This is a genomic window from Stenotrophomonas sp. I18B00994 (assembly GCF_014145825.1).
In the GTDB taxonomy this organism is placed as follows: domain Bacteria; phylum Pseudomonadota; class Gammaproteobacteria; order Xanthomonadales; family Xanthomonadaceae; genus Stenotrophomonas; species Stenotrophomonas maltophilia.
The window spans coordinates 191,143-206,979 of sequence record NZ_JACIUW010000001.1; the positions used below are offsets into that span (position 1 = coordinate 191,143).

Annotated in this window: 21 protein-coding genes; 16 read left to right on the forward strand and 5 right to left on the reverse strand. The window is 66.1% G+C overall.

Going from position 1 to position 15,837, the window contains the following annotated elements:
* Positions 1 to 5: 5 nt before the first annotated feature.
* The 6 genes from H4O10_RS00880 to H4O10_RS00905 all read left to right on the forward strand — a co-directional run bounded on the left by H4O10_RS00880 (position 6) and on the right by H4O10_RS00905 (position 4,125).
* Positions 6 to 509 carry a hypothetical protein gene (locus H4O10_RS00880; RefSeq protein WP_012480293.1) on the forward strand — a complete coding sequence of 168 codons (504 nt, stop codon included), beginning with the start codon at positions 6 to 8 and terminating at the stop codon, positions 507 to 509.
* 105 nt (positions 510 to 614) lie between these two features.
* Positions 615 to 1,556, forward strand: a complete 942-nt coding sequence (locus tag H4O10_RS00885) for a hypothetical protein (protein WP_005413479.1) — start codon at positions 615 to 617, stop codon at positions 1,554 to 1,556.
* On the forward strand, positions 1,544 to 2,302 hold the full coding sequence (locus H4O10_RS00890; RefSeq protein WP_012480292.1) for a PIG-L family deacetylase: 759 nt from the start codon (positions 1,544 to 1,546) through the stop codon (positions 2,300 to 2,302). Before H4O10_RS00885 ends, H4O10_RS00890 begins: the two co-directional genes overlap by 13 nt.
* Positions 2,299 to 2,886, forward strand: coding sequence for a class I SAM-dependent methyltransferase (locus tag H4O10_RS00895; protein WP_012480291.1), 588 nt, complete (start codon positions 2,299 to 2,301; stop codon positions 2,884 to 2,886). The genes H4O10_RS00890 and H4O10_RS00895 overlap by 4 nt, the downstream gene beginning before the upstream one ends.
* Complete coding sequence (locus H4O10_RS00900) at positions 2,883 to 3,569, forward strand: glycosyltransferase (protein WP_012480290.1); 687 nt, start codon at positions 2,883 to 2,885, stop codon at positions 3,567 to 3,569. Before H4O10_RS00895 ends, H4O10_RS00900 begins: the two co-directional genes overlap by 4 nt.
* Positions 3,570 to 3,726: 157 nt before the next feature.
* Positions 3,727 to 4,125: a BLUF domain-containing protein gene (locus tag H4O10_RS00905; RefSeq protein ID WP_012480289.1), complete on the forward strand. Its 399-nt coding sequence runs from the start codon at positions 3,727 to 3,729 to the stop codon at positions 4,123 to 4,125.
* Positions 4,126 to 4,139: 14 nt separating this feature from the next.
* On the opposite strand, the gene H4O10_RS00910 is transcribed toward H4O10_RS00905, so the two are convergent.
* Positions 4,140 to 4,532: a response regulator gene (locus H4O10_RS00910; RefSeq protein ID WP_005409699.1), complete on the reverse strand. Its 393-nt coding sequence runs from the start codon at positions 4,530 to 4,532 to the stop codon at positions 4,140 to 4,142.
* A gap of 125 nt (positions 4,533 to 4,657) precedes the next feature.
* Here H4O10_RS00910 and H4O10_RS00915 point away from each other — a divergent pair, with 125 nt between their 5' ends.
* The 3 genes from H4O10_RS00915 (at position 4,658) to H4O10_RS00925 (ending at position 6,713) form a co-directional block, all read left to right on the forward strand.
* Entirely contained in the window at positions 4,658 to 5,086 is a 429-nt protein-coding gene (locus tag H4O10_RS00915; protein ID WP_232503850.1) for a hypothetical protein, read from the forward strand.
* A gap of 159 nt (positions 5,087 to 5,245) precedes the next feature.
* Positions 5,246 to 5,767, forward strand: a complete 522-nt coding sequence (locus tag H4O10_RS00920; protein WP_012480288.1) for a ferritin-like domain-containing protein — start codon at positions 5,246 to 5,248, stop codon at positions 5,765 to 5,767.
* A gap of 37 nt (positions 5,768 to 5,804) precedes the next feature.
* On the forward strand, positions 5,805 to 6,713 hold the full coding sequence (locus H4O10_RS00925; protein WP_012480287.1) for a manganese catalase family protein: 909 nt from the start codon (positions 5,805 to 5,807) through the stop codon (positions 6,711 to 6,713).
* Positions 6,714 to 6,834: 121 nt separating this feature from the next.
* On the opposite strand, the gene H4O10_RS00930 is transcribed toward H4O10_RS00925, so the two are convergent.
* Positions 6,835 to 7,158, reverse strand: coding sequence for a KGG domain-containing protein (locus H4O10_RS00930; RefSeq protein ID WP_005409695.1), 324 nt, complete (start codon positions 7,156 to 7,158; stop codon positions 6,835 to 6,837).
* A gap of 302 nt (positions 7,159 to 7,460) precedes the next feature.
* Between H4O10_RS00930 and H4O10_RS00935 the strand changes: the two genes are divergently transcribed.
* From H4O10_RS00935 to H4O10_RS00945, 3 genes are read left to right on the forward strand one after another with little or no spacing between them, the layout of a single operon-like run.
* The gene (locus tag H4O10_RS00935) at positions 7,461 to 7,928 is read left to right on the forward strand and encodes a BLUF domain-containing protein (RefSeq protein WP_012480286.1); all 468 of its coding nucleotides are present in this window, start codon (positions 7,461 to 7,463) and stop codon (positions 7,926 to 7,928) included.
* Positions 7,925 to 8,692: a DUF72 domain-containing protein gene (locus tag H4O10_RS00940; protein WP_012480285.1), complete on the forward strand. Its 768-nt coding sequence runs from the start codon at positions 7,925 to 7,927 to the stop codon at positions 8,690 to 8,692. Before H4O10_RS00935 ends, H4O10_RS00940 begins: the two co-directional genes overlap by 4 nt.
* Complete coding sequence (locus H4O10_RS00945) at positions 8,685 to 9,419, forward strand: DNA-formamidopyrimidine glycosylase family protein (protein WP_012480284.1); 735 nt, start codon at positions 8,685 to 8,687, stop codon at positions 9,417 to 9,419. Before H4O10_RS00940 ends, H4O10_RS00945 begins: the two co-directional genes overlap by 8 nt.
* A gap of 38 nt (positions 9,420 to 9,457) precedes the next feature.
* Here the strand turns inward: H4O10_RS00945 and H4O10_RS00950 are convergent, their stop codons facing one another.
* The gene (locus tag H4O10_RS00950; RefSeq protein WP_005409691.1) at positions 9,458 to 9,955 is read right to left on the reverse strand and encodes a DUF892 family protein; all 498 of its coding nucleotides are present in this window, start codon (positions 9,953 to 9,955) and stop codon (positions 9,458 to 9,460) included.
* A gap of 251 nt (positions 9,956 to 10,206) precedes the next feature.
* Here H4O10_RS00950 and H4O10_RS00955 point away from each other — a divergent pair, with 251 nt between their 5' ends.
* Together H4O10_RS00955 and ligD are read left to right on the forward strand one after the other, a co-directional pair.
* Positions 10,207 to 10,383, forward strand: a complete 177-nt coding sequence (locus H4O10_RS00955) for a DUF3606 domain-containing protein (RefSeq protein WP_005409690.1) — start codon at positions 10,207 to 10,209, stop codon at positions 10,381 to 10,383.
* A 12-nt stretch (positions 10,384 to 10,395) separates the two neighbouring features.
* Positions 10,396 to 12,945, forward strand: coding sequence for a DNA ligase D (ligD, locus tag H4O10_RS00960; RefSeq protein WP_012480283.1), 2,550 nt, complete (start codon positions 10,396 to 10,398; stop codon positions 12,943 to 12,945).
* 7 nt (positions 12,946 to 12,952) lie between these two features.
* Here the strand turns inward: ligD and H4O10_RS00965 are convergent, their stop codons facing one another.
* Positions 12,953 to 13,213 carry a hypothetical protein gene (locus tag H4O10_RS00965; protein WP_224482002.1) on the reverse strand — a complete coding sequence of 87 codons (261 nt, stop codon included), beginning with the start codon at positions 13,211 to 13,213 and terminating at the stop codon, positions 12,953 to 12,955.
* 189 nt (positions 13,214 to 13,402) lie between these two features.
* Between H4O10_RS00965 and H4O10_RS00970 the strand changes: the two genes are divergently transcribed.
* Positions 13,403 to 13,852 carry a BLUF domain-containing protein gene (locus H4O10_RS00970; RefSeq protein WP_012480281.1) on the forward strand — a complete coding sequence of 150 codons (450 nt, stop codon included), beginning with the start codon at positions 13,403 to 13,405 and terminating at the stop codon, positions 13,850 to 13,852.
* Between the two features lie 9 nt (positions 13,853 to 13,861).
* Here H4O10_RS00970 and H4O10_RS00975 read toward each other — a convergent pair whose 3' ends face one another.
* On the reverse strand, positions 13,862 to 14,092 hold the full coding sequence (locus H4O10_RS00975; RefSeq protein WP_005413467.1) for a hypothetical protein: 231 nt from the start codon (positions 14,090 to 14,092) through the stop codon (positions 13,862 to 13,864).
* A 224-nt stretch (positions 14,093 to 14,316) separates the two neighbouring features.
* On the opposite strand from H4O10_RS00975, the gene H4O10_RS00980 reads away from it, so the two are divergent.
* Positions 14,317 to 15,834, forward strand: a complete 1,518-nt coding sequence (locus tag H4O10_RS00980) for an FAD-dependent oxidoreductase (RefSeq protein ID WP_012480280.1) — start codon at positions 14,317 to 14,319, stop codon at positions 15,832 to 15,834.
* Positions 15,835 to 15,837 lie beyond the last annotated feature (3 nt).

Below are 15,837 nucleotides of genomic sequence, written 5' to 3' on the forward strand. Positions count from 1 at the left end.
CCGCCATGAGCGCGATTGTCATCGCCTGTGTCTACGCCCTGTGGCTGGCTGCCGGATCGCTGGATTTCCATTTTCACCGGCGCACCGATCTTCCGCACACTTCCGCGATGCGCGAAAGCCTGCTGCATGGGGTGCAGCTGCTGCTGATCGGCAGCGGTGTGCTTGCCTGGCTCCTGCTGGAGAACACGTTGTCGCTGGTCGCGCTTCTGGCAGGCCTGGTCATCGCACACGCGGTCGCCGGCTATCTCGATACCGTCAGCGCGGACGGCCGTCGACGCATCAGCCCGGCGGAACAGCATGTGCACAGCGTGCTGGATGCCGCGCCGTGGGTCCTGCTGGCCTGGGTGGGCTGGCAGGTCCACCCGCGGTGGTCGCTCGAAGTGAAGCCTGCAGAACCGGACGTCTGGTGGTTCACCCTGCTGCCGGCGCTGGGCCTGGTGGTGCTGCCATGGCTCTGGGAACTGCGGCAGTGCGTGCGTGCAAGGCAGCGCACGCAGACGGGGCCGTGAGGATCATGGTACCGGGCATTCATGTGCCCGCCACGCCATCAAGACAGACATGTGACCGCCTGCCGCCTACGTTCATGGCGTATCTCCATTGCAGGTCTGCCACCCATGCAGGATGTGACGTCATCCTCTTCGCTGTTCAATCGCGCACGCCAGGTGCTGGTGCAGCAACCGGCATTGCCTTTGCCCGGTGGCGGCCAGACGCTGCAGCGTTGGCAGGCGCTGGCAGCCTGGGGGGCAGAGGATCTTTGCCTGGCCAAGGTACTGGAGGCCCACTATGACGCCCAGGCGATTGCTGCCGAGTTGAGGGCGCCCATCCCTGCTGAAGACACGTTGCTGGCGGTGTGGGCTGCAGAGGGTCCGGCCAACACCGTTCGCATCGATGCCGGCGGTGGGTTGTACGGTGACAAACCCTGGTGTTCCGGCAGCGCATGGGTAGATGCGGCACTGGTAACGGTTCGCAACCCGCAGGGCGTGTGGCTATGCCAGGTAGCGGCGGAACACTGGCACACACTTGCGGGCGAGCCATGGCCTGCCGTGGGCATGGCCGCAATCCCTTCCACCACGGTGCGCTTTGACGGCGCACCGATGGTGATCCTGGGGACGCGCGATGACTACCTGCAGCGCCCGGGCTTCTGGCACGGCGGGGCAGGCATCGCGGCGGTCTGGTTTGGTGCAGCGGCCGCTTTGGCCGAGCGCATGCGACCGGCCTGCACCGAGGGAAATCGCGCGCGGCTGCTGGGTGAAGTGGACCTCGCCCTTGGCCCGGCAGCCGCGCTGCTTCGCGAACTGGCGGCGCACATCGACGCCGCGCCCGAACTGGCCCATCGCGAAGATGTAGTGCGCGTGCGCTGTGTCGTTGAGCGCGCGGCAACGCGTGTGCTGGACCTGGCGGGTCGGGCGCTGGGCCCGGGCCCGATGTGCCTGGAGGACGCCCATGCCCGGCGCTGCGCGGACCTGACCGTGTTCCTTCGCCAGAGCCACGCCGACCGCGATTGGGAATGGCTGGGCGAGCAGCGTGCAGCACAGGAGGCAACATGGGCGCTGTAGCCAGGACACCCCTGCAAGGGGAAGGAACCCAGGAGCAGGCCTGGCTGCACTGCGATTGGCTCTGGCAGCAACCGACCACATCGGCAACCGCACTCTGCAGCGGGCATGACCGCATGGTGGTGGTCGCGCCGCATCCGGACGACGAAATCCTCGGCTGTGGCGGGCTGCTGCATCACGCTGTGGGGCAGGGTATCGACGTCAGTGTCGTTGCCGTGACCGACGGCGAAGCATGCTACCCGGGCGAGCCGTGGTGGACGCCCGAACGCCTGCGATCAGCGCGCCGAGCGGAGCTTGCCGCGGCATTGGGCGAACTCGGTATTCCGGTCGGCTCCATCTTCCACCTGGGTATCGCCGACGGCGCGGTCAGCGCGCATGAGCAGGGGCTGGAAGGTTGGCTGCAGCAGTATCTGCAACCGCGCGACCTGGTCCTGGCGCCATGGCGGTTTGATGGTCACCCCGATCACGAAGCGGCAGGACGCGCTGCCTGCCGCGCCGCGCGGGCGGTCGGTTGCCACCGGCTGGAGTACCCGGCGTGGGGCTGGCACTGGCTTGACCCTGCCTGCGCACATATGGCGTGGGAGGTTCCGAAGCTGGTCGACATTTCAGCAGTGGCGTCCGCAAAGCGAAACGCGATCGCGCATTTCCGTACACAGACCGGCGACGTGGTGGGCCTGAACAGCCCGCCGGTGCTGCCCGCACATGTACTCGCCCGATTCTTCCGAAACTACGAGGTATTCCTTGCATGAGCGCGCAACCGTACTTCGATGACCTGCATGAGCAGGAGGACCCGTTCGGCTACCGCAGCCGGTGGTATGAAGAGCGCAAGCGTGCGCTGCTGCTGGCAAGCCTCAGCCAGCGCCAGTTCGCTCGCGGCTGGGAACTGGGGTGTTCCAACGGCGTACTGACCGAGGCGCTGGCCGCACGTTGCGAACGCCTGCTGGCCACCGACATCAGCCCACGTGCGGCGTTCCAGGCGCGCCGCAACCTGGCCCATCTGCCGCACGTGCAGGTCCATTGCGCCAGCCATCCCGAGCAGTGGCCGCCAGGGCGCTTCGACCTGATCGTCTGCGGCGAAATGGGCTACTACCTGGGAGCAGGCGCACTGCGCGAGCTGCGCCGTGGCATCGATGAAGCACTTCGCGATGACGGCTTGCTGGTTGCCTGCCATTGGTTGCCCTCGTTCGCCGGACGCGCGAGCCGGACCGAGGTGGTGCATCGATGCCTGGGGGAAGGCCTGCAGGAGGCCTTCCACTACCGCGATGCGGACTTCGTGCTTCAGGGATGGACACGGGGCCCCTTGTCATTGGCCCGGAACGAGGGCCTGCGGTGATAGGCGTCCTGATACCCGCCCACAACGAGGCGGACAGTATCGCGCGGTGCCTGCAATCCATCCGGGTGGCGGCCCTTCACCCGGGCCTCGGCGGCGAAGCAGTGGAGGTGATGGTCGCGCTGGATGCGTGTACGGATGCAACGGGCACCATCTGCCGCCAACACCTGGTCGGCAGCGTGCAGCTGGATGCACGCTGCGTCGGTGTCGCCCGGGCCGCAGCCGCTGCTGAACTGCTGGGGCGGGGCGCCAGGTGGCTGGCAAGCACGGACGCTGACAGCGAGGTGCCTCCCGAGTGGCTGGCCGCACAGGTTCAGGGCGGTTGTGACGCTTTTTGCGGACTGGTGGACATAGCGACGTCCTGCCAGGGTGAACGGCGCCTGCGCAGGGCATTCCAGGCAAGACAGCAGTGGGGCGACCATCATGGGCGCATCCACGGTGCCAACCTCGGCGTCTCTGCCAGTTCCTATCGGGCCGTTGGCGGCTTTGCTCCCCTGCACTGTAGTGAAGACGTGGCGCTTGTCAGAGCGCTGCAACGCTGCGGTGCGGTGGTGCGATGGGCTGGCGCTCCCGTGGTGATGACAAGTGCGCGCCTGCAGGGGCGTGCTACAGGCGGATTCTCCGCTTATCTGGCGGCGCTGGGTGGCGAGCGCTCCGGCGCGGAAGCATCGGCCCTGATCACCTGAGGGTCAGCCACACCGTCACGCAAGCGCCCCGTGTTATCGGAGCGTGCGGTTGAGGAGAGCGTTGGGAGAGCGCAGGCCACGAAGGCCCTCATCCCTGCCTACCTCCGCGAAGCGATGATGGACGAGCAGGAAATCTCCTGCGTCAGAAGGAACGAACGTGCCCCTCCGTGCAGTCGCCTACGCAAGTGAGGCGACATCGGGGCTTTCCATGGACCATGTGGATGACCTCGCCAGGGCCGCCGCCCGCTTCAACTTCGAAGCCGGCGTTACGGGTGTGCTTCTTTATGACGGGCTCCGTTTCCTCCAGTACATCGAGGGACCGGAAGACAGCATCAACGTGGTGTACAGCCGCATCCTCAGTGCCCGCAGCCATTGCGAGGTGATCGAGCTGGGCCGGGGCAGGGTTTCCGGCCGGTTCTTTCCCTACTGGTCAATGCGGCTGCTGTGGGTCGATGACTCCGAGATCCGCAGCGTGGCGCGCAGCAACTGGGATGGGCTCTCCCGTGGCGGCGCGCTGCGCCAGCTGAGCCTGGTGGTGGCCCCGCACCTGGGGTGACCACCCCATGGCAATCAATGCGCCGGCGGTTGCACGCAGACATCCCCCATGACGCGCCGAACCGTCTCCTGCAACTCGCCGACGTGGAACGGTTTGGCCACGAAAGCGGCGCGACGGTGACGCTGCGGCACCAACTGGTCATAGACCGCGGATACGAACAGGAACGGAATGCCGAGTTCCGTCAGGCGATCAGCCACCGGGAAGACCACGCCGTCGCGAAGCTCGACATCGAGCACGGCGCCGTCGAATCGCTGGTTGTCCAGCAGCCCCAGCGCATCGAACACGCTGTAGGCATGCGTTACCTGATCGCCTGCGTCCTCCAGCGCCTGTTCCATCAGCGCAGCCAGGTCGAGCTGGTCTTCCACCAGCAGCAGGTTGCATCTGCGCTGGCTCATTCCGGATTGCATACGTGCACGCCTGTGTTGTCCTGGGAACTGCAGTCTGTGCTGTGCTGCATCAACGCCATGCGTGTGCATTGTCAGCCCGGCGCGAAGCCTCCCCCCGAGCGCGCCGCCAACCGGGTGGAGGAGGTGTGGAAGGTGCCCTGGATTTCGTTGACGGCGTCTTGGCACGCGCTGTGGATACTGCCGCCGTCCCCCGCATCGGAGATTCTGTCATGCCGCTATCCGGAACCGATTCTGTCGCTCCAGGCGTACTGCGTGTCGAGTGCATGCCGCTCGACTGCGGCGGTGCCGCCATCGTCGTGGAGCTGGACCGGGCGCCTGAACGGGCCTGGATGAAGTCGCTGAAGCGAGCACTGCTGGCCGACGACGCCATGGAAGGCGCACAGGCCAAGTTCGATGGGCGCTTCGTCTATGTCGTGGGCGTGGATGGTGGCGGGCATCGTGCTCAACATCGGGTAATGCAGGCCGTGATGGCGGCGGGCGGCGCGTGCGCCTCGAACGCCAGGCGCGAGCGACCTGCAGCCGGCGTGGGCGTATCCAGCGCAATGGCGACCTGAGAGCACCTCCTGGGTGAAACACAGGGCTGCGGATGTTATCGCCGCATCACCACTGCGTGCAGCGCCCACCTTCGACGGCTCACACCGGCCGACAGGGCAGTGATTGCCGGCGCTCCACCATGGTCTCCGGAGGCATGTCGCCCCGCACCGGAGAACGAAATGGCAGACCAGAACAACGCCCGAAGCGAGCGCCTGTTGAAGTGGCTGCAGGACGCCTACGCCATGGAGCAGGAGGCGGAGACCATGATGAAGGCCATGGCTTCGCGGATCCAGAACTATCCCCACCTCGCTGCACGGGTCGCCCAGCACGTCCAGGAGACGCAGGGGCAGGCCGCTTCGCTGCGCCAGTGCATTGAAGCGCTTGGAGGAAGCGTGCCGACCGCCAAGGGACTGTTCGCCAGCATGACTGCGGCTCTCCATGCGGCCGGCACAAGCCTGATGGAAGACGAGGTGGTCAAGAGCGTGGGGCTCTCGTTCGGCTTCGAAAACACCGAGATCGCCACCTACCGGGCGCTGGTGATTGCTGCCGAGCGTGCCGCAGCGCCGGACATCGCCGCGGTCTGTGGCCAGATCCTGCAGGAAGAGATCGCCATGGCGCGCTGGCTGGAAGACCACCAGGACGGCCTGGTCGGTGCGTTCCTCAATCGCGACGAAACGCCGGGCGCGCAAGCCAAGCGCTGACCCCGAAGCCAGCACAGCCAGCCATTGGAGAAACCCCATGTTCTTTCATCACAAGAAGCTGATGTACACCGTGCGCGTGCGCGAATCCAACCCGCAGCTCGCCAGCCTCATGCTTGAACAGTTCGGCGGCCCGCAGGGCGAGCTTGCTGCCGCCATGCGTTACTTCACCCAGGGACTTGGCGAATGCGATCCGGGCCGCAAGGACCTGCTGATGGATATCGCCACCGAAGAGATCAGCCATCTGGAGATCATCGGCACCATCATCGCCATGCTCAACCGCGGGCCGAAGGCCATTCAGTCCGAAGGGCTTGCCGAGGCCGAGGATATGCGGCTGCTGGGGCAGAACAGCACCAGCCATACCGAGCAGATCCTGTACGGTGGCGGGCCGGCGCTGGTCAATTCCAGCGGGGTGCCGTGGACAGCGGCCTACATCGACTCGATCGGGGAACCTACCGCCGATCTGCGCTCGAACATCGCTGCGGAAGCGCGCGCCAAGCTGGTGTATGAGCGCCTGATCAACGTCACCGACGACCCCGGTATCAAGGATGCGCTGCGTTTCCTGATGACGCGCGAGATCGCGCACATGAAGTCATTCGAGAAGGCGCTGCACAGCATCCAGCCCAACTTCCCGCCGGGCAAGCTGCCGGGGGACCCTGCGTTCACCGATCTGTACATGGACATGTCGCAGGGCGACGGCGCCGACGACCTGCAGGGCAGCTGGAACAGCGGCGAGCTATGGGAGCGGGTCAGCGACCGCGAGGCACAGACCGCTGTGGATGGTGGCGACGGCGGCGGCACGGTGGACCTGGACGCGCGCGAACAAGCGGCGGTGCAGGCCATGGCCCTGCGTACACTCTCCGACCCGGAAGCGCGGCCGACCACCGGGGCCGAGCTGGGGGCCGGCCCGGGCGCGGGAGCACTGGACCTGCCACCACGCGAGCCGTGAAAGAGCTGGGGCACCCATCTGCGGCGCCCCAGTGGCGAAGCCCTTGATCAGCGTCAAGGCGTACGAAAGTGGGCGGACATCACGTCCGCCCACGAAGAGGTGCATCTGGCTTCAGCCGCGATCAGCGCTGCTGGCCACCGCGGTTGTTACCGCCGCCGCGTTCCTGCTGTTGCTGCCCGCCGCCCTGGTTACCGCCCTGGTTTCCACCCCCGCGGCTGTTCTGGCCGCCTTCGCGGCCGATGTCCGCCATGTGCTGGCGATCCTGGCTCACCGCTTCGCCGCCCTTGCGGCCGGCTTCGCGTGCTTCTTCCGAGCTGAATTCATGGGCGTTGCCTGATTCGTGCGCGGCACGTCCACCCTTGGCGGCGATCTCGCGCTGCTTGTCCTCGTCCATCGAAGCGAAACCGCGGTTGCTGTTGCCCTGGTTCTGGTTCTGGTTGGCCATGGAAAGTCTCCCTGGGTTGAGCCGCCCGACTGGCGGCAGGGACCATCTTCCAGATCCGGCGCTAGACCGCGGTGGCATGACCGCCAACGTGGCGTCATCCGGAAGCCCACGATTCCTCATCCGGTCTCCACGAAACGTGGTGCACGCGCGTGTGCGCCCGCAGGCGCGCCCGCCGCGCTCGAGCACGTGTCAAGGCGATGCGGCGGGCCCGCGCCTCAACTCGACGCAGCCTCTACGCCGGCCTCACTGCACATACGACCCGCGTCGCTAAGGTAGAGCTGTCTGCAACAACCGGTGGTGCCATGCCTTTTCGTGCGATTGCCTATGTGAGTGAAGCGTCCCGAAGCCTGACCGAAGAGCGGCTGCAACGGCTTGTGGCCGAAGCGGTGCAGTTCAACGAATCCGTCGATGTCACCGGCACGTTGCTGTTCGACGGCTCGCGCTTCCTGCAGTATCTGGAGGGCCCGGAGGCCGGGACCAATGCGGCGTACACGCGCATTCTCGCGGCCGGCAGCCGCAGTGGGATCGTCGAGCTGAACCGGGGCAGGGTGGGGCGCCGGCAGTTTCCGCACTGGCGGATGCGCAGCGTGCGGGTGGATGAGCTCGCGCTGGGAAAGATCGCCATCTCCGACTGGACCGGCTTCGTGCGCAGCGCGTCGGCGCTGGAGTCGGGCGCCAGTGCACTGGATCGTCTGCTGTCGGTCTCACAGTTGCAGACGGATGCAGGTGCGGGAGAGACCCTGGAACCGTACGGGCAGCTGGTACGATGACGGCGGCGGACGCCCCGCGTGCATCCGCTCCACTGCGTGTCGGCTGTGCGGGCTGGTCGCTGCCGCGCGCGGATCAGGAAGCGTTCGGCGCGGGCGACAGCGCGCTGCAGCGCTACGCCACACGCCTGCCGATGGTGGAGATCAACTCATCCTTCTATCGACCGCACCAGGCCAGGACCTATGCGCGATGGGCGGCGAGCGTGCCGGAGGGCTTCCGGTTCGCGGTGAAACTGCCGCGAGAGATCAGCCATGAGCGTCGGCTGCGCGACGCAATGCAACCGCTCGAGCGGTTCCTTGAAGGCGTGCTGGAGCTGGGTGAAAAGCTCGGGCCGTTACTGCTGCAGTTGCCGCCGAGCCTGGTGTACGACACGGCCACGGCCAGAGCATTCCTGCGGGGCCTGCGCGCGCGTACCCAGGCCGATGTGGCGTGCGAGCCGCGCCACCCGAGTTGGTTCACGCCGGAAGTGGATGCGCTTCTGAGCGCGCATGGCGTGGCACGGGTTGCCGCGGATCCGGCACGTGTGCCGGCGGCAGCGACGCCCGGCGGTGACCGCGCGTGGAGCTACTGGCGCTGGCACGGCCAGCCACAGATCTATCGCAGCGCCTACGACGAACCCACCCTTGCCCACCTTGCGCGGCAGCTGCTGGCCGAGGCCGAGGCGAAACGACCCGCCTGGTTCGTACTGGACAACACCGCACTGGGTCACGCCACCGGCAACGCCCTGCACCTGCAGGCGCTGCTGCAGGAGAAGGAACATGCCTGAAGGCCCTTCGATCGTCCTGCTGCGCGAAGCAGCGAGCCACTTCAAGGGGCACGTGGTCCGCGCCGTCTCCGGGAACAGCCGGGTCGACCTGTCGCCGCTGCAGGGCCGAAGGGTCAAGGCGGTCCGCAGTTGGGGCAAGCACTTCCTGCTGGAATTCAGCCGCCACACACTGCGCATCCATCTGATGATGTTCGGCAGCTGGCGCATCGACGAACGGAAGCCAACCCCGCCGCGTGTATCCCTGCGGTTCGACAATGGCGAGCTGAACTTCTATGCGTGTTCCGTGCGGCTGATCGACGAGCCGTTGGACGAGGTCTACGACTGGCGCGCGGACGTGATGAACGATGCCTGGGATCCGAAGCTGGCCCGGCGCAAGCTGAAGGCAATGCCGGACGTCATGGTCTGTGATGCGCTTCTGGACCAGACGGTCTTTGCCGGCGTGGGCAACATCATCAAGAACGAGGTTCTGTTCCGAATAGGCGTGCACCCCGCCACGCGGCTGGGCGACCTGCCACCGCGCAGGCTCACCGCGCTGATCACGCAGGCCCGCGCCTACAGCTTTGATTTCCTGCAGTGGAAGCGCCGTTTCGAGTTGAAGAAGCACTGGCAGGTACACACGCGCAGGATCTGCCCGGCATGCGGCGGCCCGATCAGCAAGCTTTACATGGGCACCACCCGGCGGCGCACGTTCTTCTGCCCGAACGACCAGGTGCTGTACGAACCCTGAGGCCGCCGTCCATGGCGGCCGGCTTCGGGGCGCGTCGATCAGGCGGCTTGTGCTGCCTTGGCATTGCCGCCGCCCTTGGCCAGCAGGGTGAGCTTCTCGTCGGTGGCCTTCTCTTCCTCAAGCGTCTCCAGCAGCAGCGGAAGGGCGTCCTTGTAGCCCAGCTGCTTGGCCAGCGCGGCGATGGTGCCGTAGGACGCGATCTCGTAATGCTCGACCTTCTGCGCGCCGCCGATCAGGGCGGCATCGCGCACAGGGCCCTTGTCGATGCTGTCGATCACTTCCTTGCCTTCCTCTACCAGACCTTCCATTGCCGCGCACTTGATGCGCTTCAGCCGGATGCCGAGAACCTCCACCACCTGGTCGATGCGCTCGATCTGGCCCTGGGTTTCTTCCAGGTGCGTTTCAAACGCTGTGGCCAGGTCAGGGTTCTCGGCCGCACGGGCCAGGCGCGGGAGGGCCTTGGTCAGCTGCTTTTCGGCGCTGTAGATATCCGAGAGTTCGTGGATGAACAGGTCTTCCGCTGTCTTGATAGCCATGCTGGGCTCCGCTGTGAGTGGAGCGCTCAGCGTAGGTCCCGCCCGGTTGCGATCAGGCGGGGGCCAGGTGAAGGCGGCATGTGAACGCCAACGCGAGCCCTGCGCGTTGTCTTCACGAGGTGGCGTCTGTCGCCCGCCTGCCGAAGTCCCGATACCGGCAGGCCTTCGCCATCGCTTCACGGTGGCGTCGCCTGGCGCCCATGGGCCGGCCTGTACGGTCACTTCACGCCCGATCACGCGTGGAGACTCCCATGAGCGATGACAAGAAGAACACCGGCAGCCCGGACCGGGATCGCATCAACGTCAACGAAGACTATGAACTGCAGTACTGGACCACGACGCTGGGTGTGTCAGCCGAGGAACTTCGGGCCGCGGTCGCCGAGGTCGGGCCCACCGCCGCTGCCGTACGCAAGCACTTGGGAAAGTAGCGCGGAGCTGCCATGTCACTGGTCGAGTACCGCCGCAAGCGTCGTTTTGACCAGACCAGGGAGCCCGAACCGGGCAAGGCGCTGCCAGAAGGCCAACGCGCCATTTTCGTGGTGCAGTTGCATCATGCCAGCCGCAGGCACTACGACTTCCGTCTGCAGGTGGGTGACGCGCTGAAGAGCTGGGCCGTTCCCAAGGGCCCCAGTTACGACCCGAAGGTCAAGCGCATGGCGGTGGAGGTGGAGGATCATCCCGTCGACTACGCAGCATTTGAAGGCGAGATTCCCAAAGGCCAGTATGGCGGCGGACATGTCGCCCAGTTCGACCACGGTGTGTGGGCCACGCAGGGTGACCCGGAAGCCCAGCTCGCCAAGGGCCATCTACGCTTCGAGCTGTTCGGCGCCAAGCTCAAGGGTGGATGGCATCTGGTCCGTTCCGGCAAGCCTGCGCGCCAGCCACAGTGGCTGCTGTTCAAGGACGACGACGAATTTGCCAGCGATATCGAGGCAGACGATCTGCTGGCGGATGTCGCTGTAGCGCCCCCGGAGGACCTGAAGCGTGCCGGGGCCGGAAAGACCGCGAAGAAGAAGCTCACGGTCGTATCCCCCACACGCACCCGACGAAAGAACTGGGCGAAGAAGGCCCTGGCGCTCGGCAAGGCGAGAAGGGCGGCGGCGCCGTCCGGGCCGTTTGAGCCGCAGTTGGCCAAGCTGGGCGACGCGCCGCCCCAGGGCGGGCAGTGGGTGCATGAGATCAAATGGGATGGATACCGCATCCTTGCTACGGTGGCTGAGGGCAACGTGCAGCTGTGGTCGCGGAACGCACTGGAATGGACCGGCAAGCTGCCTGAAATACGTGACGCGATCGCGGCACTGGGCCTCACCTCGGCGGCACTGGACGGTGAGCTCATCGCCGGCGCCGGCACCAAGGAAGACTTCAACCTGCTGCAGGCCACGCTCTCCGGCGAGCGGCAGGGCGTCCTGACGTATGCATTGTTCGATCTGCTGCATCTTGATGGCGTGGACATCGCCGATGCGCCCTTGCTGGAACGCAAAGCCCTGCTGCACTCCGTGCTGGAGGGGCAGGGCAGGCCATTGGCGTTCAGTTCGCATGTGCAGGGGGATGGCGACGAGGCCTATCGCCTGGCCGGTGAGCAGCACTTCGAAGGCATCATTTCCAAGCGCGCCGATCGCAGCTACCACAGCGGCCGCAGTGAGGATTGGCGAAAGACCAAACAGCTGGCCAGCGACGAGTTCGCGGTGGTCGGATACACCGCGCCGAAAGGCAGCCGCACCGGGTTCGGCTCGCTGCTGCTGGCGCGGCCAGACCCGAAACATGGCTGGCTCTACGTCGGCCGCGTCGGGTCCGGGTTCTCGGACGAACTGATCGGCGAAGTCAGCAGGCGCATCGAAGGCGGCGGCGGCCGCAAGCCGACGGCGCACGTGCCCACCCAGGACACCGACCTTCGCGCCGCGACCTGGTTCGCACCGCGTTTCGTGGTGGAGGTCTTCTATCGCGGGATTGGCGGGCAGAAGCTGTTGCGCCAGGCATCGCTGAAGGCGGTACGGGCGGACAAGGACATCGCCGATCTCGAAGATTCCGATCGCGCCGGAAAGGCCCCGGCTGCGGGTGGCACGCATGCACCCTCGCGACCCGGGCGCAGGGCGAAAAAACCACCCGCTACCGGCCGCACACCGCCCGCGCTTTCGTCCCCCGGCAAGATCCTGTTTCCTGGCGATGGCTACACCAAGCAGGAGGTATGGGACTACTACGCAGCAGTGATGGAGCACCTCCTGCCCGAGGTGGTTGATCGTCCGCTGTCGATCATCCGATGCCCCAGTGGCACCGCAAAGCCCTGCTTCTTCCAGAAACACCACACAGCCGGGCTGGAACTGGTCGATCCGGTAAGGCTGAAGGAGGAAAGCGGCATCAACGCCCATTACCTGGTGGTGCGTGACGCGGCCAGCCTGCTTGAACTGGTGCAGTTCAACGCGTTGGAGTTCCACCCTTGGGGCAGCCACGCCGAAGCGCCCGACAAGGCCGACCGGGTGGTGTTCGATCTGGATCCAGGACCGGACGTACCCTTTGCAGAGGTCAAGAAGGCGGCAACCGACATCCGCAAACTGCTCGCGCAGCTGCAGTTGGAATCGTTCCTGCGTGTCTCCGGCGGCAAGGGCCTGCACGTGGTGGTGCCGCTCAACCCGGGATGCGACTGGGACCTGACCAAGCGCTTTGCGAAGGGCTTCGCCGATGCGCTGGCGCAATCCGAGCCCCAGCGATTCCTGGCAACGGCCACCAAAAGCCTCCGCAACAAGCGGATCTTCGTCGACTACCTGCGCAACGGGCGCGGTGCCACGGCAGTCGCGTCCTACTCGCTGCGGGCGCGGCCGGGCGCACCGGTCGCGTTGCCGATCGCCTGGGGCGATCTGGCGAAACTCAAGCGCGCAGACGCGTTCACGATCAAGGACGTGCCAGCAAAGCTCAAGCGGCGGCGCAAAGACCCCTGGGCCGGCATCGGGGAAGTGAAACAGAATCTGGCGCGCTGGGCGCAGGCAGACCCGTAGCCCGCGCCTACGCGTCGGATCCCTGGGCGCTGCCGGGCAGGACATGATCGCATTCGACCAGCCGCGCGTTGCTGACCGTCTGGCGCGAAGGACAAGCGCCGCACACCAGCGTCGTTCCACCGGGCACCGCCCCCAACGCGTCCCCCGACAACTGTGTAATCCCGCCGCAGGTGTTGCAGCGCACGCGAATGGACCTGACGCGCTCAATACCCTGCACGCCGGAAACAGCGTCCAGCTCCAGAACATGGAAAAGGCCGGTATTGGGCATGGGGCGCTCCCGAGTCATCTGGCCCAAGCGTAAACGATCCATGGCATGGGGGGTGTAGGCGTCCTGCATGCCGTTTGTCAGCTGGAACCCAACTGATTCACAAAATGCACATGATGGGAACAACTGCGGGGCGCAGGTGGCCTATCCTACGGCCACGGAATCTGGGGGGATTCGCTACAGGAGCAGCCAATGCCGATCAGGGCAGTCGCATACGTCAGCGAAGCGGGCCCAGCCGTTGCTGGTGATCCGTTCGGCCTGGGCAGCGGAAAGCTCGACGATCTGGTCGATGATGCCGCCCGCTTCAACCGCAGTGCCGGCGTTACCGGCGTCCTGCTGTTCGACGGCAGCCGCTTCCTGCAGTACATGGAGGGGCCCGAAGACGGCTTGAGGGTGGCGTATTCGCGGGTGGTGGGCGCCTTCAGCCATACCGGGCTCATCGAGTTGCAGCGCGGCAGGGTGGGCAACCGGCGGCTCCCGTTCTGGCCGATGCGCTGGCTGCCCACCCAACCCGAGCAGTTGAAGCTTCTTGCCCGCGCGGACTGGTCAGGGTTCGCCCAGCACAGCGGTGACGATGCGCCAACCGAGACGGCGATGGATATCCTGGCCAGGTTGGTGGAACCCTACGCGGTTGCGGCGTGATCCACCGGCCTAGCGGCCTCCATAGCGCGCCGCCCATGGAATTTCTCCGCTGCACACGTTGAGGTGCCCGGTGCGCATCACGCAATACAGCCGGGCCTCCGGGTCTGCACTGGCAGCAATGTAGTCCAGTGCCTCGGCAAGCATGCGGACGAACTGCTGCTCGGGGTAGAACGCTGCCCAGGTCGGCAGCAGTTCGTCCAGTTGCGCGATCATCAGATCGATTTCCAGGTGCGTGCTCACTGCCTGATCCTCCTTCCAGGCACGTTAGCGACCACGCTGCAAGCAGAGAGTTGCGGTTCGCAGAGGCGACACAGGCGTGTTGCCCACGCAACGCTCACCTTGTCTTGACCATGGCGTTGATCGTCGCAGCGCGTGAGCATCATCTGCACGGCCGCGCCACCCTCGTTTCACCCGGCAAGGCGTATCAGAGAAGCCTCCCAGCTGAAGCTGCAAGGATCCCTTTCATGTCCGAACCGTTCCCGCGTGCCAGCTTATGGTCAGCTGACACCGAGTCGCATTGCTTCCGCCCCCTTGCCGGCACGACGCGCGCGGACGTGCTGGTGGTGGGCGCCGGCATGACCGGCCTGCTGACAGCGTCCCGCCTGGCGGATAGCGGCCTGGATGTGCTGGTGGTCGATGCAGGGCCCATCGGCGGGCGCAATACGGTGATGTCCACGGGCAATCTTTACGCGCCCGTCTCCCGGCTGGCAGAACTGGTCTCGCGCTGGGGCGGCGACACGGCCAGTCGTATCGTGCAGTGGCGGCAGCAGGCGCTGCGCGCCATCGAAACGCTGGTTCATCGCTACGATCTGCGTTGCGGCTTCGAACGCGTGGCCATGCAGTACGGCATGCAGGAGCGCACGCGCGAGGTGACGACGCGATTCGAGCGTGAACTTCAGGCCTATCAGCGCGTAGGCCTGCAGTGCGAACACCAGCAGTCCGGTCTGCCATTCGCATTGGGCCACGCGTTCCGTGTTCCCGATCAGGCGCAGTTGGATCCGGCGGCTTTCTGCAGGGAGCTGGCGCGACACCTGGTGGGCCGGGTGCGCATCCACGACTGGACCCAGATCAACAGCATCGAGGCATCAGCAGGCGTTGCCACCGCCCTTGGCGGCCGCATCCATGCCAGGCACTTCGTGCTCGCCACCCACTCGCCAGCAGGGTTCAACCTGGTGCAGGCCGAGATGGAGGTGTACCGCGAGTACGGCGTGGCGGTGGCGGTTGCCAATCCGCCAGCGGCAGGTATTCATTGGATCGCCGATCGGCACCGCTCGATGCGCGGGGTGCGCGGTACTGATGGCCGCGACTGGCTGGTGCTGGTCGGCGAGACACATCGCACCGGCGAAACCCCGGTGATGGATCCGGCACAGCATCTGGTCGCCGACGCGCGTCGCAACTTCACCGTGCAGGGCGAGCCGCTGTGCTGGTCGGCGCAGCAGTTCCGTGCAGCCGACCAGTTGCCCTACATCGGCAGCAGCGCGCACGACAATGTGTGGGTCGCCACCGGCTATGGTCCCGATGGCTTGACCTGGGCGGGCGTGGCCGCTCGTGCGATCACCGAGGGAATCATGGGCACGACCAGCGAGATCGAGAAGCTGCTAAGCCCCATGCGCTTCACGCCAGTGCGTTCGGCGGCCGGCTGGGCCCGTACCAATGGCACGGTTGCAAGGCACATGGTGGGAGATCGCCTTGGTGCTGCGCCGTCGCACTCGCCCAGCGAGTTAAGCCGTGGCTGTGGCGCACTGCTGGACGTGGATGGAAAGCGGACCGCCGTCTACCGCGATGAGCACGGTCAACTGCATGCGATGTCGGCGCTGTGCCCGCACCTCAAGTGCGTTGTCCAATGGAATGGCCATGAACGCACATGGGATTGCCCATGCCATGGCAGCCGCTTTTCCGCCACCGGGGCGCTGCTGGAAGGCCCCGCCCGGCAGGGCCTCACGCCAGAACCGCTGCAGGCAGAGCAGCCGCTGCAGCGGTGACCC

Bases quoted from the DNA above. Each gene is read 5' to 3' on its own strand.
- H4O10_RS00880 (WP_012480293.1), top strand. From the start codon at position 6: ATGAGCGCGATTGTCATCGCCTGTGTCTACGCCCTGTGGCTGGCTGCC.
- H4O10_RS00885 (WP_005413479.1), top strand. From the start codon at position 615: ATGCAGGATGTGACGTCATCCTCTTCGCTGTTCAATCGCGCACGCCAG.
- H4O10_RS00890 (WP_012480292.1), top strand. From the start codon at position 1,544: ATGGGCGCTGTAGCCAGGACACCCCTGCAAGGGGAAGGAACCCAGGAG.
- H4O10_RS00895 (WP_012480291.1), top strand. From the start codon at position 2,299: ATGAGCGCGCAACCGTACTTCGATGACCTGCATGAGCAGGAGGACCCG.
- H4O10_RS00910 (WP_005409699.1), bottom strand. From the start codon at position 4,532: ATGCAATCCGGAATGAGCCAGCGCAGATGCAACCTGCTGCTGGTGGAA.
- H4O10_RS00920 (WP_012480288.1), top strand. From the start codon at position 5,246: ATGGCAGACCAGAACAACGCCCGAAGCGAGCGCCTGTTGAAGTGGCTG.
- H4O10_RS00925 (WP_012480287.1), top strand. From the start codon at position 5,805: ATGTTCTTTCATCACAAGAAGCTGATGTACACCGTGCGCGTGCGCGAA.
- H4O10_RS00930 (WP_005409695.1), bottom strand. From the start codon at position 7,158: ATGGCCAACCAGAACCAGAACCAGGGCAACAGCAACCGCGGTTTCGCT.
- H4O10_RS00935 (WP_012480286.1), top strand. From the start codon at position 7,461: ATGCCTTTTCGTGCGATTGCCTATGTGAGTGAAGCGTCCCGAAGCCTG.
- H4O10_RS00940 (WP_012480285.1), top strand. From the start codon at position 7,925: ATGACGGCGGCGGACGCCCCGCGTGCATCCGCTCCACTGCGTGTCGGC.
- H4O10_RS00945 (WP_012480284.1), top strand. From the start codon at position 8,685: ATGCCTGAAGGCCCTTCGATCGTCCTGCTGCGCGAAGCAGCGAGCCAC.
- H4O10_RS00950 (WP_005409691.1), bottom strand. From the start codon at position 9,955: ATGGCTATCAAGACAGCGGAAGACCTGTTCATCCACGAACTCTCGGAT.
- H4O10_RS00955 (WP_005409690.1), top strand. From the start codon at position 10,207: ATGAGCGATGACAAGAAGAACACCGGCAGCCCGGACCGGGATCGCATC.
- ligD (WP_012480283.1), top strand. From the start codon at position 10,396: ATGTCACTGGTCGAGTACCGCCGCAAGCGTCGTTTTGACCAGACCAGG.
- H4O10_RS00965 (WP_224482002.1), bottom strand. From the start codon at position 13,213: ATGCCCAATACCGGCCTTTTCCATGTTCTGGAGCTGGACGCTGTTTCC.
- H4O10_RS00970 (WP_012480281.1), top strand. From the start codon at position 13,403: ATGCCGATCAGGGCAGTCGCATACGTCAGCGAAGCGGGCCCAGCCGTT.
- H4O10_RS00980 (WP_012480280.1), top strand. From the start codon at position 14,317: ATGTCCGAACCGTTCCCGCGTGCCAGCTTATGGTCAGCTGACACCGAG.